This is a genomic window from Desulforamulus profundi, from assembly GCF_002607855.1.
Genome location: NZ_AWQQ01000007.1, coordinates 19,108 through 40,996 on the forward strand (window position 1 = coordinate 19,108; position 21,889 = coordinate 40,996).

At 48.1% G+C, this 21,889-nt stretch carries 23 protein-coding genes, 4 pseudogenes and 1 riboswitch; of the genes and pseudogenes, 4 read left to right on the top strand and 23 right to left on the bottom strand.

Going from position 1 to position 21,889, the window contains the following annotated elements:
• Nucleotides 1-128: 128 nt before the first annotated feature.
• The 9 genes and pseudogenes from P378_RS20390 to P378_RS00960 all read right to left on the bottom strand — a co-directional run bounded on the left by P378_RS20390 (nucleotide 129) and on the right by P378_RS00960 (nucleotide 5,406).
• The gene (locus tag P378_RS20390; RefSeq protein ID WP_238472693.1) at nucleotides 129-611 is read right to left on the bottom strand and encodes a transketolase C-terminal domain-containing protein; all 483 of its coding nucleotides are present in this window, start codon (nucleotides 609-611) and stop codon (nucleotides 129-131) included.
• Entirely contained in the window at nucleotides 608-1,051 is a 444-nt protein-coding gene (locus P378_RS20395) for a hypothetical protein (protein ID WP_238472694.1), read from the bottom strand. The genes P378_RS20390 and P378_RS20395 overlap by 4 nt, the downstream gene beginning before the upstream one ends.
• A 112-nt stretch (nucleotides 1,052-1,163) precedes the next feature.
• A complete protein-coding gene (locus P378_RS00925) occupies nucleotides 1,164-1,745 on the bottom strand; it encodes a carbon monoxide dehydrogenase beta subunit family protein (protein ID WP_099081952.1) in 582 nt (193 codons plus the stop codon).
• 52 nt (nucleotides 1,746-1,797) lie between these two features.
• Nucleotides 1,798-2,115: a DUF190 domain-containing protein gene (locus P378_RS00930; RefSeq protein ID WP_099081953.1), complete on the bottom strand. Its 318-nt coding sequence runs from the start codon at nucleotides 2,113-2,115 to the stop codon at nucleotides 1,798-1,800.
• A gap of 123 nt (nucleotides 2,116-2,238) precedes the next feature.
• Nucleotides 2,239-3,238: pseudogene (locus tag P378_RS23855) on the bottom strand (sodium-dependent bicarbonate transport family permease).
• Between the two features lie 43 nt (nucleotides 3,239-3,281).
• Nucleotides 3,282-3,491, bottom strand: a complete 210-nt coding sequence (locus P378_RS23860; RefSeq protein ID WP_476588308.1) for a hypothetical protein — start codon at nucleotides 3,489-3,491, stop codon at nucleotides 3,282-3,284.
• Nucleotides 3,395-4,495, bottom strand: a pseudogene (gene purK / locus P378_RS00950) (5-(carboxyamino)imidazole ribonucleotide synthase); the annotation flags it as partial. The pseudogene purK and the gene P378_RS23860, both read right to left, overlap by 97 nt.
• Nucleotides 4,413-4,898 carry a 5-(carboxyamino)imidazole ribonucleotide mutase gene (gene purE, locus P378_RS00955; RefSeq protein ID WP_099081957.1) on the bottom strand — a complete coding sequence of 162 codons (486 nt, stop codon included), beginning with the start codon at nucleotides 4,896-4,898 and terminating at the stop codon, nucleotides 4,413-4,415. The pseudogene purK and the gene purE, both read right to left, overlap by 83 nt.
• 148 nt (nucleotides 4,899-5,046) lie before the next feature.
• Nucleotides 5,047-5,406, bottom strand: a complete 360-nt coding sequence (locus tag P378_RS00960; protein ID WP_099081958.1) for a Na-translocating system protein MpsC family protein — start codon at nucleotides 5,404-5,406, stop codon at nucleotides 5,047-5,049.
• Nucleotides 5,407-5,710: 304 nt separating this feature from the next.
• Between P378_RS00960 and P378_RS23865 the strand changes: the two are divergent.
• Nucleotides 5,711-5,944 (top strand): annotated as a pseudogene (locus P378_RS23865) (transposase); the annotation flags it as partial.
• Between the two features lie 138 nt (nucleotides 5,945-6,082).
• Complete coding sequence (locus P378_RS20400; protein ID WP_238472696.1) at nucleotides 6,083-6,418, top strand: hypothetical protein; 336 nt, start codon at nucleotides 6,083-6,085, stop codon at nucleotides 6,416-6,418.
• 82 nt (nucleotides 6,419-6,500) lie between these two features.
• Here the strand turns inward: P378_RS20400 and P378_RS00970 are convergent, their stop codons facing one another.
• The 9 genes from P378_RS00970 to P378_RS20415 all read right to left on the bottom strand — a co-directional run bounded on the left by P378_RS00970 (nucleotide 6,501) and on the right by P378_RS20415 (nucleotide 16,219).
• Nucleotides 6,501-7,100 (bottom strand): ECF transporter S component, encoded by a 600-nt coding sequence (locus P378_RS00970; RefSeq protein WP_238472697.1) that lies wholly within the window; start codon nucleotides 7,098-7,100, stop codon nucleotides 6,501-6,503.
• Between the two features lie 123 nt (nucleotides 7,101-7,223).
• Nucleotides 7,224-8,939 carry an ABC transporter ATP-binding protein gene (locus tag P378_RS00975; RefSeq protein WP_099081960.1) on the bottom strand — a complete coding sequence of 572 codons (1,716 nt, stop codon included), beginning with the start codon at nucleotides 8,937-8,939 and terminating at the stop codon, nucleotides 7,224-7,226.
• Entirely contained in the window at nucleotides 8,912-9,841 is a 930-nt protein-coding gene (locus tag P378_RS00980) for an energy-coupling factor transporter transmembrane component T (RefSeq protein ID WP_099081961.1), read from the bottom strand. Before P378_RS00980 ends, P378_RS00975 begins: the two co-directional genes overlap by 28 nt.
• Before the next feature lie 28 nt (nucleotides 9,842-9,869).
• Nucleotides 9,870-11,255 carry a stalk domain-containing protein gene (locus tag P378_RS00985; RefSeq protein WP_238472698.1) on the bottom strand — a complete coding sequence of 462 codons (1,386 nt, stop codon included), beginning with the start codon at nucleotides 11,253-11,255 and terminating at the stop codon, nucleotides 9,870-9,872.
• A 174-nt stretch (nucleotides 11,256-11,429) separates the two neighbouring features.
• On the bottom strand, nucleotides 11,430-12,032 hold the full coding sequence (locus P378_RS00990) for a DUF4430 domain-containing protein (RefSeq protein ID WP_099081962.1): 603 nt from the start codon (nucleotides 12,030-12,032) through the stop codon (nucleotides 11,430-11,432).
• A 5-nt stretch (nucleotides 12,033-12,037) separates the two neighbouring features.
• Complete coding sequence (locus P378_RS00995; RefSeq protein WP_180260914.1) at nucleotides 12,038-12,661, bottom strand: ECF transporter S component; 624 nt, start codon at nucleotides 12,659-12,661, stop codon at nucleotides 12,038-12,040.
• Nucleotides 12,662-12,741: 80 nt separating this feature from the next.
• A complete protein-coding gene (locus P378_RS20405; RefSeq protein WP_238472699.1) occupies nucleotides 12,742-13,449 on the bottom strand; it encodes an S-layer homology domain-containing protein in 708 nt (235 codons plus the stop codon).
• A gap of 128 nt (nucleotides 13,450-13,577) precedes the next feature.
• On the bottom strand, nucleotides 13,578-15,431 hold the full coding sequence (locus P378_RS20410) for a DUF4430 domain-containing protein (protein ID WP_238472700.1): 1,854 nt from the start codon (nucleotides 15,429-15,431) through the stop codon (nucleotides 13,578-13,580).
• A gap of 14 nt (nucleotides 15,432-15,445) precedes the next feature.
• A complete protein-coding gene (locus tag P378_RS20415) occupies nucleotides 15,446-16,219 on the bottom strand; it encodes a hypothetical protein (protein WP_238472701.1) in 774 nt (257 codons plus the stop codon).
• 148 nt (nucleotides 16,220-16,367) lie between these two features.
• A riboswitch (cobalamin riboswitch) is annotated at nucleotides 16,368-16,556 on the bottom strand.
• A gap of 608 nt (nucleotides 16,557-17,164) precedes the next feature.
• Between P378_RS20415 and yedE the strand changes: the two are divergent.
• Nucleotides 17,165-18,153, top strand: a pseudogene (gene yedE / locus P378_RS01005) (YedE family putative selenium transporter).
• Nucleotides 18,154-18,156: 3 nt separating this feature from the next.
• Nucleotides 18,157-18,369 (top strand): sulfurtransferase TusA family protein, encoded by a 213-nt coding sequence (locus tag P378_RS01010; protein ID WP_099081963.1) that lies wholly within the window; start codon nucleotides 18,157-18,159, stop codon nucleotides 18,367-18,369.
• A 134-nt stretch (nucleotides 18,370-18,503) separates the two neighbouring features.
• Here P378_RS01010 and P378_RS01015 read toward each other — a convergent pair whose 3' ends face one another.
• From P378_RS01015 to P378_RS01030, 5 genes are all read right to left on the bottom strand, one after another.
• Nucleotides 18,504-19,208, bottom strand: a complete 705-nt coding sequence (locus P378_RS01015) for a radical SAM protein (protein ID WP_238472702.1) — start codon at nucleotides 19,206-19,208, stop codon at nucleotides 18,504-18,506.
• A complete protein-coding gene (locus P378_RS20420; protein WP_238472703.1) occupies nucleotides 19,199-19,336 on the bottom strand; it encodes a hypothetical protein in 138 nt (45 codons plus the stop codon). The genes P378_RS01015 and P378_RS20420 overlap by 10 nt, the downstream gene beginning before the upstream one ends.
• 331 nt (nucleotides 19,337-19,667) lie before the next feature.
• A complete protein-coding gene (locus P378_RS01020; protein ID WP_099081964.1) occupies nucleotides 19,668-19,931 on the bottom strand; it encodes a TFIIB-type zinc ribbon-containing protein in 264 nt (87 codons plus the stop codon).
• A gap of 396 nt (nucleotides 19,932-20,327) precedes the next feature.
• The gene (locus tag P378_RS01025) at nucleotides 20,328-20,978 is read right to left on the bottom strand and encodes an ATP/GTP-binding protein (RefSeq protein WP_180260915.1); all 651 of its coding nucleotides are present in this window, start codon (nucleotides 20,976-20,978) and stop codon (nucleotides 20,328-20,330) included.
• 100 nt (nucleotides 20,979-21,078) lie between these two features.
• Complete coding sequence (locus P378_RS01030; protein ID WP_099081966.1) at nucleotides 21,079-21,855, bottom strand: sulfite exporter TauE/SafE family protein; 777 nt, start codon at nucleotides 21,853-21,855, stop codon at nucleotides 21,079-21,081.
• Between the last annotated feature and the right edge of the window lie 34 nt (nucleotides 21,856-21,889).

The following is a 21,889-nucleotide window of genomic DNA, read 5'->3' on the forward strand; positions in this document are numbered from 1 at the left end:
CCGGGCGAAATTCTGAACAGGTTTTATTCACGCAGAACACCTCCTGATTTCAGCCAAAATCAATTCAGGGGGCATGGTCATACCACCGTAAACCCTGGGCCCACCCAGCACTTTTTCCGGTGCAACCATCACTGATTTAACCTCCCGGCACAGCAGCCCACCCTGTTAAATTCGGGAATTATGACGGCTTTGGCTTTTTTAGTCATTTCTTTGATTTCTTCAGTTGGAAATGGACGCAGGCTTTTTATACGGATTAGTCCGGCATCTATGCCTTCCTGACGCGCCAGGGCAACGGCCTCCCGGCTCTGGGAAACAGCTGTCCCAGAAGCTACAACAAGAATTTCGGCCCCTTCGTTGTCTGTTTCCACCAAGCCACCTAAATACTTATGGATGTACTTCCTTGCTCTTTCTGCCGCTGCCAGTATTTCCTGCTGCCAGGAAGCATGAGCGGCATAGCTTATAAAGTTACTTTTCATTACAAAAGGATCCCGCATCTGCCTAATTGGAACATTTTCCATATCCATCACCGGCACCGGGGAGTTATACGGATTATATGGAGGCAGTTTAATATCTTCCGCAGCTATTTCTACATTATCCCTAGAGTGAGTCACAAAAAACCATCCACAAAAACCCCTACCGGGATATGGACATCAGTTTGTTCAGCAATAATAAAGGCCTTTAAAATCATGTCATAAAGATCCTGAGCTGTTTCAGCATGGAGCATCACAATCCCGGTGTCAAGCATAAAGGCCATTTCAATCGTATCAGGTTGAATGGTGAGGGGGGAGTTCACCCCTCTAGTCATAAAAGCGCAAACAATAGGCAGTCTGGCCCCGGCCCAGGTGGGAAAAGTTTCAAAAGCCCGCAAAGTCCCCGGACCACCCGTGGCAGTAAATACCCGTACCCCGCCCATGGAAGCACCGGCTACCGCCGACATTACAGCAAACTCGTTTTCACCCCGGAAATACTCCCTTAAGTACCCTTCCGCAAAAATATCGCCAACCAAATGCATGCTTTCAGACTGGGGTGTAATGGGATAAGAAACAGCCATATCTACATTAGCTCTCTTAATGGCTTCCTTAACGGCTTCGCTACCTGTAATGAATTTTTTCTCTCTGGCTGCCTCAAAAAAAGGTATTCAGGCTCTACTATCCTTTGCGTGATCACTTCATTCCCTCCTTCGCCGCTTTAATAACCTCATTAAGTCGCTTAATTTTAGCTAGGTTGACATCCCGCAGAGTAATCATGGCATCTTCATGGCCTGCTTCTCCGCACAAGGCAATAGTGAAACAGTCTGTACCGCCTCTAATTATTTTCAAGGCCACATTGGCATAATGGCAGTGGACACCAACAAAAATACAGACATCTATTTTGTTGTGCCAGATGGTTAAGTTAGGATGATTGGGATTGATCTCTACGGCTGGATTAATCATGGGATACTTAGGTCGGTAATCCGGCATAGGGATTATCTTAGCTCCCACGGTTTCTGCCAGCTCTTTGATAGCCGCAGCTTTCTCTGCTACCCCAGCTTTCCAGTCCCACAGAATAAGGGGGCCGGGGAAAAACGTCGGATTTTTGGCAGCTAAAAGCTTTTCCGCTATCTTCTGTAGTGCTTCCTCCTCTGGTACTACCCTGCCCTCCACCAGTGACTCCCCTTTCTCGGGAAGCATCACCCCCATTGAAGCGGCTGCCGGCGGCAGGTAACCTTCAGGTCCAGCCAGAACCCGGTATGCACTTAATGACATTTACATCCCTCCTGGTACATTATCTGATTCTCATAAAACGAGGTCATCGACCTTATTTAAATTGGTCATTTCTGAGCACAGTTACATCTGTAACATGTACTATCAAGATAATACCCCTGTCAATCATAGTTTCCAGCCCTTGAAGAATGCGCTCTGCAACCTCCGGACCGGTGATACTGACAATTTCCACGTTCCCGGAAATTTCATTCAAACTGCCATGGGCACCTTTAACACCGTGTTTCCCTTTACCATATATTTCTTTATATACTGTAAATCCACTTACTCCTGAGTCTTCAAACAATTTAATAACCTTGTCTTTCCATGCCTTCTCTACAATGACGCTGACCCGTTTCTTATTAAAGAATTTCATTATCCACCCCCTCCTTTGAATATCCCTTACAGACTAATTCCCTTGATGGCTCAACATCCCTGGGTAACCCATGTATCCTCCTGGTTTTTTTGACATTATTATCAACCCCCTTTACTGATATAATCACCCAAGTACCTTGGTAAAGTAAACAGCCATTTTGTAATAAATGGGAATACCCACAATTAAGTTGAAAGGTAGCGTAACCCCCAGGGAAGCCCCTAAATACAGGGCCGGGTTGGCTTTAGGCAGAGAAACGCGCATGGCCGCCGGGGCGACAATATAAGAACAACTTGCAGCAAGTACCCCCAGCAGAGTTGCGCCTCCCACACTCAAGCCGGCAAAAACCCCTGTTAGTATCCCCATCAAAGCATTAACCGGGGGCATTAAAATGCCGAATGATATCAGAAACACCCCTGCTTTTTTAGTTCCCATAATTTGCTTGCCGCAATCATTCCCATTTCCAGCATAAACAGACTTAAAATCCCCATGAAGATATCTTTATAAAAAACCTTTACTGTCTCCATTCCCTTAGGCCCGCTCAGGTAACCCACCGCCATTGCTCCCAACAGCAAAATAACACTTTTGCTTAATACTACATTTTTTGCCACCTGGCCGAGAGAAATATCTTTCTGCGAAGAATTATTCACGCTGTTTTGTTTAGCCCAGAAAGCCAAAATTAATGCCACAATGATAGCCGGCGTTTCCATTAATGCTGGCAGGCCGTTGATATAACCCTCATATTCCACATGCATATTGTTTAGAAAGGCCGCAGCAGCCATAAACGTAACCACACTGATTGAACCATAGTGACCGGCAATAGCTGCTGCGTCATCGGACTTTAACTTACCGATACGCCAAAGAATATAAAAAGAATAAACAGGAATAATTAAACCCAGGAAAACAGCGCCCAGGATAGTCAAGAAGATTGAACTCATCCCAGCCTGTGCAATGCTGCGCCTCCTTTAAATCCAATAGCCGTTAAAAGATAAATAGTAATAAAATCGCTGACAGCGGTTGGAAACTCCACTTTAGCCTTAACCAAAGTTATCAGTACACCTAAGCCAAAGAAAAGCACTACCGGTGATGTCAGGTTTGTTGCTGCCAGCTCTAACATGTTTCCCATACTTTATCTCATTCTCCTCGCATTTTCTCAAAAACATATACAATCATTCCTGGAAGATTGTTTTTATCCGGGTAACTTCTTGGCCCGGTTGGCCTGTCTTAATGGTCAGGTGACCCATTTTCCGCCTTGCCTCCAGGTTGCCGCGTTTCCCGTATAAATGAATTTTCCAATTTCCGGAAAATTGGGGACTTCTTTTAGAACCCGAGGCAGGTCGGCTCCCAATATATTCACCATCACCACAGGAGTCAATAATTGGGTGGACCCTAGAGGAAGACCACAGACTGCCCGGATTAGTTGTTCAAACTGGGAGGTCCAGCAGGCATCCCAGGTGAAGTGTCCTGAATTATGAGGCCGTGGTGCCAGCTCATTAATCAGCAAACCATCGGGGGTGACGAAAAACTCTACCGCCAACAGGCCTACCACCTGGAAACTCTGAGCGATCTCCTTTGCCAGGGCGATAGCATCCATTTCCACCTGAAGGGGCACCCGGGCCGGCACCACCGTCATATGAAGTATATTTTCCCGGTGGATATTTTCCGCCACTGGATAGACCGCCATTTCACCGGTTGCCTTTCTGGCCACGATAACGGAAACCTCATGGGTAAAGACAATCTTTTTCTCCAAAACCCATTCCCGGTTGGCGGACTGCAACATTTCTACGGCAATTTTTAAGTTTTCGGGATCACCTAGTGCCAACTGCCCTTTACCGTCATATCCTCCCCGGGCAGTTTTCAGCAAGCAGGGATAACCCAGTTCCGCTATCCCCTGTTCCAGTTCGGCCGGATTTTTGACTGTCCGGAAGGATACAACGGGGAAACCAGCTTTTTTCAATTGCATCTTTTCTTCAATGCGGTTTTGGGTAATGGCCAGAATACGGCTTTGCTGCGGGAGATAATAATGTCTGGCCAGTTCTTCCACCACCCGGACATCAATATTTTCAAATTCATATATCAGCACATCCGCTCTTTCCGCCAGCCTTACCGCCGCTGCCAGATCATCTAAAGGGGCCACAATCTGGTCATCAGCCACCTGGCCGCAGGGACAACCAGGGGTGGGATCCAGGCAGATAATACCGTAACCCATTTTTCTGCCTTCAATGGCTGTCATTCTCCCTAATTGACCACCCCCCAGGATACCGATAGTGGACCCTGGAAGTATTATCCTGCCCGGCATCTCAAGACCACTCCTCAGTTTCCAGGACCTGCCGCGCTGCCTTGTCCCGGCGGTCCGCCAGCTTCCCGGCCAGCTCTTCGTCATGCAAAGCAATGATTTGCGCTGCTAAAAGTGCGGCGTTTTTCGCCCCGGCGGCACCAATGGCCACGGTGGCTACCGGTACCCCGGCCGGCATTTGCACAATGGACAGCAGGGAATCCATGCCCTGGAGATGCGTGGTCGGCACCGGCACGCCGATAACGGGCAGCAGGGTCTTGGCGGCAACCATGCCCGGCAAATGGGCCGCTCCCCCGGCCCCGGCAATAATAAGCTTGATCCCCTGCTTCGGTGCGTTTTCAGCAAAACTAAATAACCAATCGGGAGTGCGATGGGCAGAAACTATCTTTTTTTCATAAGAAATCCCCAACTCTTCAAGTACCCGGCAAGCTTCACGCATCACCGCCCAATCGGATTGGCTTCCCATAATCACGGCTACGAGTGGTTTCATAAGTTATAACCTCCCTTTTTGGTGTACATGGTTTTCAAACAAAAAAATCCAACACCAATGCATTAAAGCATTTGGTGTTGGACTTCATTTTAACTGATAGTATATACCCTTTAAAAAGTTTTCCAACTTAATTTTAGTTATATTAGGTCTACCAAGGCCTTATTTCCTGGTCCATTATGAAAATAAAAACCCGTTCTCCAGTTTTGGTGCTGATATCAGTATGAAGGCTGACCACTTTCCGAAGGGTTATACGGGAGACTATTTCCTCAATCTCAGGACGTCCTTGTTCAACTAATTGCTGCCGCAACTTTTTGATCAAGACCCTCCCTTCTCTGTTCTGGGCCAGGACCAGCTCAGCCTGAGACAATACCCCTTTGAGGGTGACTATCACCATGTTGCGGATAATATCTGTCTTTGCCTCAGTAGGTCCCCTGCCCTTATATTCTTTCTCCCATAGAATCATTGCCTTTGTAATCTCATCTTCCATCTGACCCTTGGAATAGCCCATCAGTTATCCTCTAAATTATTATTTTTGTATACTGGTGATTCAGTATAGATTATAGAAGTTGAGTTGATTATAGCAAATGAATTTCAGCAGTACAATAGGTTCGGCGCATGAATACAGTACACGAAGCATTTTCGGGTCGCGGGGTCAGGCTTGACTTATTTACTTATTGACTTATTTTTAATCTCACTATACAATTGCACTAGGAAAACTATTCCATCAAGGAGTTCTTTATGGCAAGGAAACCGAGGTTCATTATGCAGGTGCAATTTATCATGTTATTGCACGAGGGAATAACCGAGAGATCATCTTTCTAGATCCGTGTGATAAAGAGAAATACCTTGAATTTGTTGCAAGGTATAAGCGAAGGTATAATTATGAAATTTTGGCCTATGTGCTCATGGAAAACCATCTGCATATACTTATCCGTGTTGACCAGACCCCCTTATCGAAGATCATGCAGGGGATTCAACAATGTTACACACAATATTTTAATCGGAAATACAAACATGTAGGACATGTTTTTCAACAGAGATATAAGGCGTTTTTATGTGACAATGATCGTTACCTAGCAACACTGGTTGTTTATATACATCAAAACCCTATACGAGCCAGGCTTCTGGAAGGACTATATTACCCATGGAGTAGCCATAAAGAATACGTCGCCGGAAATAGTTCGTTGGTAGATATCGACTTTATCTTAAACATTCTACATTCGAACCGTAGTTACGCCTATAGACAATATTTAGACATGTTTAGAGATATTCATGCTCCACAAGTACCACCCGAAGTAAGTTTGCCTGATGAAACCTACGTCGGGAGAGGGGACGACAAAAAGGAATTCAACACAATAAACCGGCTAACTTGGGATGAAATCGTTGCAAAGATTATGACTGACTTTGATGTTGAAAAAGAAAAACTCCTAGGTCGATGCCGGGAAAGAAAGATTGTAACAGCTAGAAATATGCTTATTTACGAAGCAATTAGCCAGGGAGTATTATCACGAAGTATCTAGCGAAGAGGCTGCAAATCGACCCAGCAAGAATAACCAGAGGCTTTCAGAAGATGAAAGAATTAATATGCAATAAATCAAAAAGTCAAGCCTGACCCCATTCCAGCTTCCTCCGAAAGCGTTGCAAAATTTTAATAAAACCAGCACCAAAAAGAAGATAAAAGATGGTATTCCCAACGGCATGGAAGGTGTCAAACCAGAAACTGGCGGCACAGGTAGCAATAAACGACTGCCAGTTCAAAGGTTGAATGAAAGCCGTCCAAAACCACACATTCATAATCCAGCCGAAAAGATAGCCCCAGATAAAGTTAAAAACCAACATAGATTTGGGTCCAATGTTGGGATAAACCATTTTGATTAAACCGGCTGAGGTACCGGCCAGCCCCCAGGCAAACATCTGCCAGGGCGTCCACGGACCCTGCCCTAAGAAAAAGTTGGAGACCAGGGCCGCCGTCGATCCAACCATGAACCCGGCCCGCGAGCCAAACACATAACCGGAAATGATCACCATAAAAGTAGTCGGCTGCACGTTGGGCAACCCGGCAAACGGAATGCGTCCCAAGGCGGCAACGGTGGCCAGAACGGCAATAAGGGCTATTTCCCGGGACGAGATTTTACCCTGTTCAAATCCCCAGTAAAAAAAGCTAATGTCGCGATCATTATTTCTGCCGAAAGCAACCCCCAACCCTGCCTGGCTACAAAATTATTCTGTTTTATGCCGGCAAACAGTAACCCCAGGATAATGAGTAAAAAAAGGGTGGGGGGATTTTGAGCATGGGATTCGTCTTATTATTGTAAATGCCTGTGCTCATACCAATCCCTCATTTAAATTGCCCGCCCGGGCAATTTGTCTTTCCTGAAGCAGCGGTCCAATCTTTTCCATGGCCTCGTGAAATGTCAGTACATCGTCACTAAAGCCTCTGCATAACTTACCGATCTGAGTAGAGTAAAATACCGACTTCCCTAAAGTTTCATACCTGGTGCCATCGCTGACTATCCTGCCGGCAAACATCATGATCACCCGCGAGGCGTATTCGGCGGCAAATTCTACGTCGTGGGTAACCAAAACTACGCTTACCCCTGCCGCAGCCTGCCCGGCCAAAAAACTACCCAGTTCGGCCTTCAGGCGATAATCCACTCCCCGGGTCGGTTCGTCCAGCACCAGAAGCTCGGGCCTGGTCACCAGCACCGAAGCCAGGGCTACCCGCTGCCGTTCCCCACTGCTCAGGTCACGGGGGTTTGCCTGCCGGTAGCAACCTATATGCAGTCCTTCCAGTAATTCATCAACAATGCCGTCATCCTCCATGCCGAAGTTTTTCAGAGTAAACAGTAGTTCGTCTTCTACGGTATCCTGGAAAAGGTAGTCGTTAGGGTTCTGGGAAAGGTAGGCCACCCGGCGCCCCAAATGCTGTTCCTTATTTTTACTTAAATCGTCGCCTCTTAACAGCACCTTGCCGCGTCCTGGCTGCAAAAGCCCGACCATATTTTTCAATAACGTAGATTTGCCGGCGCCGTTTTCCCCTAAGATAGCCACAAATTCTCCGACGCTAATTTTAAAGTTTATGTTTTGTAATGCTTCTTTACCATTGGCATAGGTAAACCATAAATTTTTCATTTCGACCAAGGGAGTTTGTACAGGCTCTGTACCGGCATTTCCCTTTTCCTGCAGTGGAAAATTTGACCTGTTAGAAAAAGACCCTGTCCTTAAAGATAGTCTTAATTGTTTTCTACCCTCTTTTATGGTTACCGGAACGGCGGGGAACCCCAGCATGGAAAAGAACCTGGCTACCGGTGGAATAAAGGGCACACCTCTTTTTACCGCCCAGCGGACCACCTGCTCCGGGGCGCCGTCCTGCACGACCCGGCCACCTTCCATGAGCGCCACCCGGTCAGCCAGGTGAAAGCACCTTTCCAACCTTTGCTCGATTAAGACGATAGTAAACCCCATCTCTTCGTTCAGCCGCTTGACCAGGTTAAAAAAATCCTCTGCCGCTACCGGGTCTAACTGCGACGTGGGCTCGTCCAGGATCAACACCTGTGGCTGCATGGCCAGCACGGCGGCCAGTGTCAGCTTTTGTTTCTGCCCGCCCGACAGGTTGGCGGTGAACTCCTGACTTAACGTTGTCAGGTCCAGGAAACTGATCACTTCGGCCACCCGGCGGAACATCTCCGCCTGGGACAGCCCCAGGTTCTCCAGGCCGAAGGCGATCTCGGCTTCCACGCCGGTCATTACCAGTTGCTTCTCCGGGTCCTGAAAGACCATGCCCACGTTCCGCGCCAGTTTGCGCCGGTCGATACTGCGCATCTCACGTCCCTTAAAGTAAACATGTCCGCCAAACCGACCACCGTAAAAATCCGGAAGCAGCCCTGCCAGTACCCGTGCCAGGGAAGACTTGCCCGAACCGGATGCGCCGGCCACCAGGAGAAACTCCCCTTCTTCTATACCCAGGTTAACCCCGTTTAAGGCCGGTCTTTCGCTATCCGGATAATAATAAATCAAATTTTCGATTTTAAATAATGACAATACTGCCACCACCAACTCAAGATCACTGGGATGGATAAACCAAAAAGCACAATGAGTAAAACCACAACTGTTCCTGTCCCATTGATTAAGTAACCCATTAACGGGTAATAAGTGTAAGCGCCAAAACCGTGCAGCAAACCCCAAATGCCCACTCCAAGCGCACACGCACTGCCAGACAGGCACAGCACATCCCGCGGCCGCCACAAATTCCGGGTGTAACACGAACGTGGTCCGCTGCCGAAGGCCCGCGCCTGCATGGACTCCGCAATTTCCAGGGATTCTTCCAGGGAGGACAAAAGCAATATGTTAATTAAAGACGAATACTTTTTGACTTTTTCTTTCACCGATCCCTTGTTAAAATCTACGCCACGCATCTGTTGCACACCCCGGATGGTCTCGAGTTCTCTGACCATAGCCGGAAACATCCTGGTGGTCAGGGATATTACCAGCGCGGACTTGCCGGCAAAGCGGGAAAACAGGTTCAAAGCCTTATCCGGGTTTACAATTAGATTGTACAGGCAGAACACGCTGATGATGTCCAGCAGCCTGACACTCATGGCAGCCCCGTAGCAAATCGCCTCCAAAGAGATAGTTAGCCGGCCGAAGATGGGAACTCGCGGGCCATACCAGATGATGGTCTTCCCGGCATGTGTCACCAGCGGGTTGATGATCATGAGCAGCACCATCATGGACAGTCCGATTTTTAAGTAACTTTCCCAGGTTTCCAAACCGTCTGCCGCCCAAATAGCCAGTGCCACAACAAGCAAGAGCCCGACTAAATAAAGCGGGTTGGTAAAAGCCATCGACAGCACAAGCAGCGTACCCAGGTAGACCATTGCCGCCAGCGGGTGCAGGCTCTGCAAGAACAATCCCTTTTCTTGATAAAACAACTTATCCAGCAACGCTTGACACTCCTTACGGGAACAAATGCTACTTGGTAATACTCACCGTTTTCGTCTTTTCATCCCAGGCTACCCGGTAGTTAAAGGACTCAGCCACATAGCGGGCGGGCAGATAGGTACGGCCATCCCTGATCACCGGAACAACGTCCATTGGCGGCCGGGCAGTATCGTTGACGTACATGATATTCCCACCGATAGCCAGTGTTACGGTTATACCGTTATTGAGCAGGGTTACCGTTTGAGCGGAAGGTGACCATAAAATACCTGTTTCAGGAATACCTAAAGCTAAAGCGAGGTAACGTACCGGCACATATGTACGACCGCTTTCCACAAATGGTGCGGCATCTGCCTTCTCTATTCGCTTTTGTCCAACAACCAGCACTTCATAGTCTTTTGCTCCTACCTTAAACAGAATCTTCCGGCCCTGAGGTGCCGCTCCCCCAACCATTGTCTTACTTTTTTCCCTTAACCGATCGTACAGAGTCTTTCCGTAATATACATCAGATAAGGCCATCAACGCCTGCTGGGTGGACATTTCATTGGCCCCGGCACCCTTGATGTGTGCAAAGGAACCGTTGGCTAACTGAAAACCAAGCAAGGCCGTAACCGGGTTGCCGCCGGGTTTGCTCATTTCTGCCCCGGCCGGATCGATCCCTACCCCGGTCAGGCCCTCGATAACCATGTTGCATGACTCCGTATTGGCCGCCCCCCAGGAAGTAAACCCACCGTCACTTTCCTGAACCCTTTTCAGGTAGGCCACAGCCTTTTGTACCACCGGGCTGTTTTTTCTTTCGCCCAGGGCACCCAGGGCCATCAATGCCATGCCGGTGGAATCGACATCCGCTGTTTTCTCCGTAACGCACCAGTTAAAACTGCCGTCTGCATGCTGCTGATCAATGAGCCACTGCCTGGCCTTTACTGCGTCCGGTATCCCTGCCCCGGCAGCATGCAGGGCCAGTACCGCCCAAATATGCGCGTTGACCAGTATTTGTTCCCCGTTGTCCCCCTGCCCGCTGCCGTCTATGTTATCGGCGAACTTGCCGTCGGAAAGCTGGGCGGCCTGGATTTTTTGCACCAGGTTTTGCCCCCGGTAATCGGACGGATTGTCTCCGGCAGCCAGTAAGGTAAAGACCAAAAGACAATAGTCGGCAGTAGACCGGGCCGTAGCCAGTTGTTTCCCGCACGACTGCCCGGCTCGGGTACCTGCAAGGTTTTCCCCGGCAGCCGCCAGGGCCACGTAGCTCCACGGCGTCAGCGGCTTACCCTGCTCTTTTTCACAGGCCAGTAAATAATTTACTGCCCGATCCATTGCCGGCTTCACGTCAAATGCCGGCAGTGCCGGTGCCTGAACCGGGAAAATAAGCAAAAAAGCCATGATTATGATAAGACCCCAAATAGACGTTTTTTTCAACACCGGTTTTTCTCCTTTTCAAATATTTTAGTAAACCAGTTTTTTGAATATGTGATTTAGGTAAAAATGATTCCGTATTTTTATGCCATAAAATATTGTTAGTTTACAGCTAATTGCGTCTGACCAACTCGTCCCAGTTAGGAGAAGGGACATCCATGCTTTTACTATACCACCAGATCACTTTATCTCCTTTTTTACCGGTTTTTGATCGGCGGCAACCATCGGAATTTCATTGTTTACCATGTACATCCAGCCCGACTGCCCCTTGTTGCGCTGCCCGGCAATAGCCTCGACAAAACCGGACCAGCGGGTGGACATGGTATAAGGCAATCCGGTGGCGTCCAATGCGCCCAGCGCCGTGACATCCCACACGTTCTTGTGGGTTACCGTAACGTTCCCAGGACTGTAAAGCAGTTCACCATTCATGCCTACTACGGCAATACCCACCACACACCCGTTTTCCTGCACATTTGCAGACGACATGCCGGTTGGCTTCTGCTCCGGCATGGTGCTATCCTGGCCGGCAGTACAGGAGGGGTTACTTTTCGGGACAGTCTTGTCCTTGGCGGCAAGGTCGTTATCCACCTGCGGGCCGGTTGATTGGGCAGATGTGCTAGCCGGGGATGTTTGCCCGCCTGTCGTAGAGCCGACTGATTCACCGCTCGCGGAACGCTCCGCTGCCTGGTTGTGGCTGCTTATCTTATCCGTATAAATGGCCGGCCCCATGATGCCGGCTAATATTGCCAAAAACAAAACAATATAGATTAATTTCCTTTTCAATAAGCTCACTCCTTGTGTGGTAACCAGGAAACATGTACCTTCCTTCGATAACGAAGCAAAATTTTCATAACTCCTGGCCCCAGGACAGCACAGAACAAACCGTTGCCCAGGGCCCGTACGGAGTCAAAACCCAGGCTGGCCACACAGGTGACCAGAAAGGACTGCCATGTTAAGGGATGCACGAAAACACTCCAGAACCAGATGTTCATCAGCCAGCCGTACAAATACCCCCAGAAAAGGCAAAAGACAATCAATACCCTCTCACCCGCTCGCGGGTATAAATATTTCAACCAGGCCGCAGAAGCTCCGGTCAGCCCCCAGGCCAGCATTTGCCAGGGAGTCCAGGGGCCCTGGCCGATCAAAAAATTAGAGACCAGGGGAGTTATGGCCCCAACCAGAAAACCAGCCCGCGTACCCATAACAAACCCCGTAATGATAACCAGGAACATTGTAGGTTGCAGGCAAAGCACGATCCCGGTAGTTACCCTGCCTACCGCCGACAAAGTAGCCAGAACAGCGATAGCGGCTACTTCCCGCGCCGAAAGTCTACTTCTCTCCATACCGAGGAATAATAAAGAAATAGCCAAAACAGCAATTAAAGTGGTTAGTAAGGCCCAACTTTCCTGCATATCAGTATCCTTTTATCAAATATCTCACCTTGGGCAGGTCGTAGCCTGCCCAAGGTAACGAAGACAGAAAGGAAATAAAGCTAATAGTTTGTCAGCATCCGGTAAACCATCACCGCGCATTCGGCCCGACCGGCGGTAACATCCGGTCGGAAGGTACCGTCCGGCAAGCCTTTAATCAGGCCGTACGTCGATGCAGTTGCCACGCTGGCCCTGGCCCATGAGTTAATCTTGTAGCGATCGGTGAAAGGCAGCTTCTGTTCCGTGGTTTGCAGTTTCATGGCCCTTACCAGTATAGCCGCCACTTCTTCCCGGGTGATGGTGCTGTCCGGGCGGAAAGTACCGTCCTCGTATCCCTTGACCAGCCCGGCATCATAAGCCGCAGTTACCGCCCCGGCGTACCAGTCATCGGCACGCACGTCTTTAAGTGGATTGCCGGTGTATGTCTTTGTCTGTAACCTTAACGCTTTAACTAACAGACTGGTAAATTCCGCCCTGGTCACCGCCCGTGCCGGTTCGAAGTGCGTCCCGTTTACACCGGCGACAATACCCGCCCCGGCCAGCGTCTCAATGGTATTTCTCGCCCAGCCGAAAGAATTAGGGGTGATGTCTGCAAAGGATTTCGCCGGTTCTCTGGCAAACACGGCATAATTGGAGAAGTGTTGTACCTTGGCCAGGATTAATCCCTTGTTTACATCCACTACTGCCGGGATAGCTACCCACTTACCGGTAGATTTATTGTACCAGGCCAGGGTCAGATTATCCGGTTTAATCAGGGGCGGAATGGCCAATTTAAGGGTTAATGTTGCCGGTATGTCAAAGGTAGTTCCATCCGGGCCGAAGTCGTAAGTCGCAGATACCTGGCAGAACCCCGCGGGTGCAGTAGGTTGTGTCCCGTTGCCCTGGATGTTGCCAGCGGCTATTTTTTAACGGTTATTTCCACGTCATTATTGAGCGCCCGGATCGGAACGCTCAAAGCTACCTCAGCATTGGCGTCAGTTATGATTGCTCCCTTATCGGCCGTTACCTTTTGAGTTAATTCTACCACGTTTTGAGCCAGTTCCTTTTTCATTGCCGCTAGAGCAACCAGGTCCAGGGGTTGCTCGTTACCCACCACGGCTACGGTACTGACCGCTTCACCCGGGGTACCCAGTTCAACTGTCTTTTCCTTCAGGCCTAGTAACTGCTCGATTTTTTCCAGCGCTGTCAGGGCATTCTCTGAAGCCTGCAGAGCAACAGGAAGGTTTTTATTTTGCTCTTGGAGGTTCGCCGGAATGACTGCTCCCGGCTGGGTAACAGTGGGATTCTCAAAGAGGCTGTCCCATGTCGGACCGGGGGAATTCATGTCCTTGCTGTACCACCAGATCACTTTGTCCTCCTTGTTGACCGCTTTATCGGAGGCTAACATCATGGGTACAGTACCGTTAACCTTGTACATCCACCCGTTCATCCCGCTGTTAGCCTGCCCGGCAATGCTTTTGACAAAACCACCGTCGTCCGTGTAGCTCAGCCCGGTGGCATGGAGCGCACCCAGGGCTGTAAGACCCCACTTGCCGTTTTTGCTCACCGTAACGCTACCGGGACCATAGAGCAGTTCACCGTTCCTGCCTACCACGGCGATGCCGACGCTATACTCGTCCTGCGCCGGGGGATCCGGGCTATTTCCACCAGGTGTGCCCTGACCGGTTACCAGGCGGTAAGCAGCCAATGCCTCTGTGGCGCCAAAAACGTTTTTGGATGTACCAAAACTACCGTCATTGTTCATGGTCTTGTTCAGCAGATAATCTACCGGAGTTAAGCCCCCAGCACTCTTCCAATCGGTACCGGCCGGGTCTTTACCCAGCCTGTGCAGGGTGACGATGAGCTCGGAATTATCCACTGCCGGGTCGTCCCAGGTGGAGTAAACACCGCCGTCTGCCTGCTGCAGGCCTTTTAGATAAGCCAGCCCACGGGTGATGGCCGCCTGGACCTGCTGGTCGGAAGCAGCGCCCGGCAGGTAAGTGATCGCCCGGATGGCCTGGGCGGTGGACATAACGTCCGGATAATAGGTATCTCCAAACTTCTCTCCCCAGGAACCGTCTGCACTCTGCTTGGATAAAATGTATGTCTTGACATCATCTACGTTAAGATTACCAATCTTTCCGGCTTCACCCAGGGCTATGTAAGCCCACATATCGCTGTAAACACTGTTTTCAAAGGATCCCTTGCCCGGATCTGCAGTCTTTTGCCGATCGATGAGCAGATTTGCCAGCCGGTCCCGGCGGGTTGTATCGTTCCAATTGTTCAGTGCCAGTAAACACTGGGCGATGGTTTTGGTCCGGGATTTTTTTACCCACTCCGAATCGGACCCGGCATATTGGCTGAACGTTTTTCCCACTGATTTAAGGGCAATCAGTGTTTCAGCTGTGGCAAAGGTGCTGTCCCCTTCTGTACGTACAATAGCCGCCGTGTCGGCATCCTGTACGTCTTTAAGATAGGTCAGGCCGTCCTGGATAACCTTATAAACATCACTACCTTCAGTATTGGCCCCGGAAAAATAACTTAGCGCAGTAATAACCTGGGCAGTGGTATCGGATTCCTCAAAGCCGGTTGTCCACCGAGATCCCCAGGCCACCCCGGCATCTTGACCCCAACTGTTTTTATGGGTTTGTTTTAAACTGTTAATATAATTAAAAGCCTTTATCTGGTCAATACCGCTAAGCTTGCCCGTTTTCCCCAGGGCGGTCAAAACCATAATATGGTCATAGATACTTGTTCCAAAACTGCCATCCACAGCCTGTTTAGATACTATGCATCAGCCAGGATATTAATATTAGTTGAAGTTGGGTCAACAGCATAAAGAGCCGTTAGTTCTTTGGCCAAATACACAGCATCTTTTACTGTGGGATTAGCCGCAGTGGCACCGGCGGAAGCTATTACTGTATCTTTAAGGGATGTACCGTTATAAACCCACCCGCCCACGGAAAGGTCTTCACCGGCTTTAGCCAGTGCTTCCACACACCGGTAGTCAAAATTCCAACCGTTTACGTCATAGGTCATACTACCGTTTTGGTATTTGGTCTTAAAGTAGTTGATAGCGTTATTAATGGAATTCTGCACCTGATTATAAACATCGGTGCCGACCGTAAGGTCATCTTTAACCGCTGCCAGGGCCTGTAAGGGTACTTTTGTTCCGTACTCATTGGCGTAAGGGCCGAAACTGCCATCATTGTTCTGGGTAGAAGATATATAGTTTATTAAACTGTTACTGTTCCCCAGTAGGTCGGATAGGTTTTCAATTTGACTCTTTAAGGTTTTACCATTACTGGTCCATTTTTCAGTCGACAGGTCCTCACCGGCCAGAGTCAGTACATAGGCGGTGTACCCGTCAATTTTTTCTCCGGCCTTATACTTGTCATTAATAAATTTTATGCCCTTACCGACCATCTCGCCAGCAGTGATCGCCGCTTGCTCGTTTGCCGCCGCCTGGCCTGGCAAGCTAACGAACGTTACAATGTTCAGGATAAAACAAACTGTCATCAACAGGGACAGAAATTGTAATTTTACTTTTTTCTTCCTCATTATCTTAAAGCTCACCTTTCTTTTACACTTTTAAAAAACGAATTGCAACTAATGAAAAAACCCGGCCCACAAATAGACCGGGGTATCATGGTGATGCCGGTAAAGACGGCAAAAACACAAAAAACCACCTCCTATACGCCGTAGGCATTGTGGTAACATAGAACGGGCAGGTCTCCTGGCTTTGGATCATCAGAACCCCACGCCTTCCCAGGAGTGTTTCCCAGTGGACATCATGTGGGSCCCTAACCATTACAGTGGCGGGACCGCGCCGGACTTTCACCGGCTTCCCTTTTAAGCTTTACCGCTTCGGTAAAGCACCCGTTTCAATACAAGTTTTTATTTTTCGGTTGAAATCAATAAATCGGCCTTCTATTAGCCTTATGAGAATGTATTGATTTAATTTTATATTACGATAACATTCTTGGATAATATTGTCCATATGACATTATGGAAGTTTTTCCAGAACTATACCTCTACCCGTTGACATTTAACCAGTTTATCTCCTGTATCGTGTCTAATTGTGTCATTAACCAGTACAGTTACAAATTTGTATTAAGGTCATATATGTATAAAAGAAGTTATTAATATCAAGAAAACTATAACATAAAGTTATACAATATATAAAGGAGATTTATTGTGTATGGATAATGTATTATCATGGATAATTTTATGCAGTGGGGAGAACGGGGGTGGTCCCCCCTATGGCCTGCAAACCCATGAGTGACTTGCAGAACAAGTGGGAGTCCGGTTCGATTCAGATTTCTCCCCTCCATAAAGTGATACGATACATTGATAAGTGGAGGTGGTTAATTCACAAAATAACAGATAAACTCAGATAAATTTTGGTAATTTGTTTTTTAGGGAGGGAACTAATCTTTGAAAAAACATGCTTTAGTAATACTTGGCGGACTTACTCTGGGGGGGGTTGCAGTTTTTCTTGTGTTAATGGGTAATCCAGGGAATTACGGTGTTTGTATCGCCTGTATGCTCAGAGACATCACTGGTGCTTTAGGACTACATAATGTGGCAGTTGTACAATACATACGCCCGGAAATCATCGGTATAGGTTTAGGTGCTACCACGGCTGCTTTAGCTACCAAGGAATTTAGGGCCACGGGAGGTTCCAGTCCCCTCTTGAGATTTTCCCTTGGATTTGTTGGCATGATTGGTATGCTAGTGTTTCTTGGTTGTCCTGTTCGTACCGTTTTACGTTTGGCCAGCGGGGACTTGAACGCCGGTATCGGATTAATTGGACTTATTGTCGGTATAATTATTGGTACGATGTTCTTAATAAGAGGTTTCTCTCTAGGCCGGGCAAATAAAATGTCCCCCCAAATGGGTATATATTTCCTACCTTTGTTATTGGTTTGTTAATTGCAGCAATTATGATGCCTTCATTTATTTTTGCAAGTAAAACGGGTCCTGGTTCAATGCACGCACCTTTATTTATATCTCTAGTTGCAGGTTTAATTGTTGGTATTTTCGCCCAACGTTCTAGAATATGTATGGCCGGTGGTATCCGCGATATAATCTTTTTTAAAGATTTTCACTTGATGTACGGGTTTATTGCCGTTTTTATTGCTGCTTTAGTAGGAAATTTGCTGGTGGGGTCCTTTAAGCTGGGTTTTGCAGGTCAGCCTTTGGCACATACAGACGGCTTGTGGAACTTCCTTGGTATGTTATTAGCAGGTTTAACTGCCGTACTTTTAGGTGGTTGCCCCTTACGACAACTGGTTGCAGCCTCTGAGGGAAACACAGATGCAGTTATAACCGTTCTTGGGTTAATCGCCGGTGCAGCTTTTGCACACAATTTTGGCCTTGCAGCCAGTCCTAAAGGAGTTCCTGCAGCTGGCCAGTTAGCCGTTATACTTGGGCTGCTATTTACTATTGGCTTAGGCTTTGCCGTTTGTAGATTCAGGTTGGAGGTGAAGTAAAATATGAAAAAAATTGTGGATGCCAGAGGGCTGTCGTGTCCTGAACCTGTGATCCTGACCAGGCAGGCACTTCAAGAACAAGGTGTAAAGGAAATTAAAGTAATGTTAGATAATAAAGTTGCTGTAGAAAATGTTACCCGGGCAGCGGAAAACCTTAGTTGGAAGGTAAAAGTTTCAGGGCAGTCTGATAATTTTCTGCTTGAATTAACAAAGTAACAATTTATCAACTCTGGAGCCTGTGTGCTCCTTACGACACGTACGGTCACCTGGCAGGGGACGACTGCCTGAAAATGATCGCCACCGCAATGAAAAACAGGATCTAACCGGTACCGGTCGGGTCCTGTTTTTCATCAGGAATAAATCCGTGTCAGCCCTGCCCGGCGCGCCTCTTCCAGGGCCCGGCGATATTCCTCCGCTGTGGTTCGCCTGGCAATCTCCGGATAACGCCGGGCCTCGTGGGCGGGGTAGTACTGGTCCATGATATTGACAAATGTACGGGGGGAAATCTCCTTTGCCAGGAATTTCATGATCTCCCCGGTTTCCGCCAGGTTATGGGGCATGACCAGGTGGCGCACCAACAGCCCCCGGACGGCAATGCCGTTCTTGTCCACCTGCAAATCCCCCACCTGCCGGTACATCTCCTTGACAGCACGCCGGACCACGGAAAAATAATCCGGTACGCCGGTGTATTTTTTACCTGCTTCATCACTGCCGAATTTAATGTCCGGCATGTAAATGTCCACAACCCCGTCCAAAAGGCTTAGGGTTTCCTGTGAATCGTAGCCTCCCGTATTATAAACCAGGGGGACTGTAAGCCCGTCTTCCACGGCTGACACCAGAGCTTCTAAAATTTGGGGAACAAAGTGGCTGGGGGAAACAAGGTTTACATTGTGACAGCCGGAGTCCTGCAGTTCCAGCATGATGTCTGCCAGTTCCTTTGCGGTCACCTGCCTTCCTTCGCCGCATTGACTGATATCGTAGTTCTGACAGAATTTACAAGACAGGTTGCAGTAAGAGAAGAAGATGGTTCCCGAACCTCGGGTCCCTACCAGCACCTCCTCCTCTCCGTAATGGGTCCATAGCTGGCCACCACGGCTAACCGGCCCGCACGGCAGGCCCTTCTTTCACCTTCCAGGCGGTTGGCTAAACAGTTTCTGGCACATACATTACATTGTTTTAGCATTTCCCCGGCTTCTTCAGCCTCTGTTTTAACTGATCCAAGGATAAATCTCTGTAAGACACCGTGCCCTCCATATGCGACAACATTTTTTCTTTAACAGCATAAGCAAAAACCCCCGGTACTATTCAATGTCAAAAAGACAGTTTTTTCATAAGTAGAACGATTAATTTTTTGGCTTTATTCCCAAGAACTTTTTATGACATCCGTCCATACTGCGGTATATTGGAAGATAGTTGCAACTCCCCGGTTGGCTAATTAAACTTTTGCCATAAACCAACAAAAAAGCCGGAATCCGGCTTTTATGTTAGAAGTGTGGTTAAATAACTGAACAAAGTTAATCAAAAATATCTTCCAAGATTCTAAACAGGCTGTGTTTTTTCTTGTAGTGCTTGTATCCATGGTGATGGTCATGGTGCTTATATTTATCATAATATTTGTGCAGCTCATCATACTCAATCATGGCATGTTTGGCCTCGTGCATAATCTTTTCCAACTCTCCATGGTCGAGCCAGATCCCCCGGCACCGGGGACATACATCGATTACGACCTCTTCTTTAACAGCCTGGCGCATTTCTACTTTACACTTGGGGCAAAACATGAAGGCATACCTCCTTTATTTTTAGTATAACCAAATTTACCCGCAGCTTTACCGGCTTAAAATTGCAGAACGCCAGTATCAATTAAATTAAGAATATCCTTTATTCACGTTTTTCTTTGTCCATTCGCTCAACTCCCGATTCATGCTCATTATTTGCTGCTCCAAAGATAATCTTTTTTAAGAAGTCAAATTACTTTCATAGTACCATTTTTTCTTGATTCCGGCAAAAATATCTTTACTACATAGTTTTACACTATTCGACTTATCCACATAAAAGGGTGCTTTTCCACAGATTTATCCACATTTTATCCACGGCACTTTTTGTTGTCAACAGGCCTTTGGACCTATAAAAAGGGCTCTGTCGGTAGGCAGGTGGCCCTATTTTAACAATAAAGTTTACGATAGGAATGCCCGACCCTCACTCCGGGGCACCTGGCCGGGCCGGGGCATTTCCCGAGGGGTCTTCACCGTTTTCTCCCGCCAGAGTGACTTTGCCAGGGAAACAGCTGTTTTTAATCGTTCCTCCACGGTCCCGGACAAAGCAGCCACCCGGCAGCGGTCCCGATTGACCAACCCAAGGAAACACCGGGTCAGCAGGTCAACCTCCCTTTGGTAGTACGGATTGGTGGAGCGAAACTCGTCGTTTTTCAGAGGAATTTCAACGGGCAGGTAAAGGATCAGATCATATCCACGACGGTCCAAATGTTTTTGGATTTTATCGTAGATCTCCATGTTTCTCCTGCTGTCTACCCTGTGACTGTGCCACTTCATCCAGTAAATGGCACTGTCCATTACAGTCCTGTCACTTACAAAACCCCCGGCCAGTTCCTCTTCCGCAGCAATTTGTTTCTGCAGGCAGAGAACTTGAAACCGCATCCCCATCCTGGGGTTGTTTCTGATGTTGCCGGGTCTTTCTATACCAAGTTCCCTCACGACCACCCGGGCCTGTTCCTCAATCAGCGGCAAATCAAGTTCCCTGGCCAATAACCTGGATAAAGTTGTCTTACCGGTACCCTGGGCTCCGCACAGTCCGATTCTCAGGTCCATCACCAAACCTCCCTGAAACATTTGTAAATGTATTGTTCGCCGCTGTACGTTTTTAATACAAAAAAACACAAGCCACACAAGCTCGTGTTACGTTAATATTTTAGAATCCCAGCCATTTATGAACTTCCAACAATTTTGCCGCCATAATCAGCACCGATACAATTAAGAAGATGCGTATCCATTTGTCTCCTTTGGAGACTGTAAAGACGCTTCCCAGGTAAGCCCCCACGGCATTCCCCACAGCCAGCACCAGACCGAGCATCCAATCCACCTTTCCGCTGCAGACAAACACGATCAGGGAGGAAAGCATGTAGATAATGGTGACACAGACCTTTAGACTGTTGATCTTAACCAGGGACATCCCGGTGATCAGCGCCAGGGCGACAATGATGACAAAACCGACGCCCGCCTGGATAAACCCTCCGTAGAAACCTACACCCAAGAAAACCAGAGCTGCTACGGCCAGGCGCGGTTTGCTCAGATTCTCCATGGCCTCTTCTGATTTTATAAACTTTTTCTCCGGCCGCCAGATGATTAAAACTAAAACCACCAGCATGACAACAGCCAGAACCCTGTTAAACATTTCGTCTGAAAGGGAGATGGCAAATTGAGCGCCGATAATCGAACCGATCACCGCAGGAATCCCCAGCAGTATGCTTAATTTGGGGTAAAAATATCCTTTATTGCGAAAATAACCGATGGCCACCAGGCTTTGCACCATCAACGCCACACGGTTTGTTCCATTGGCCACCGCTGAAGGCAAACCCAGGAATATTAATACCGGCATGGCAATTAAGGAACCGCCGCCCCCTACCACATTGACAAACCCGGCCGCGATGCCGGCCACTAAAATAATCAGAATCTCCGATATTGTCAAAGAAACCCTCTCCTCTCAAAGGAAAATCCCATGA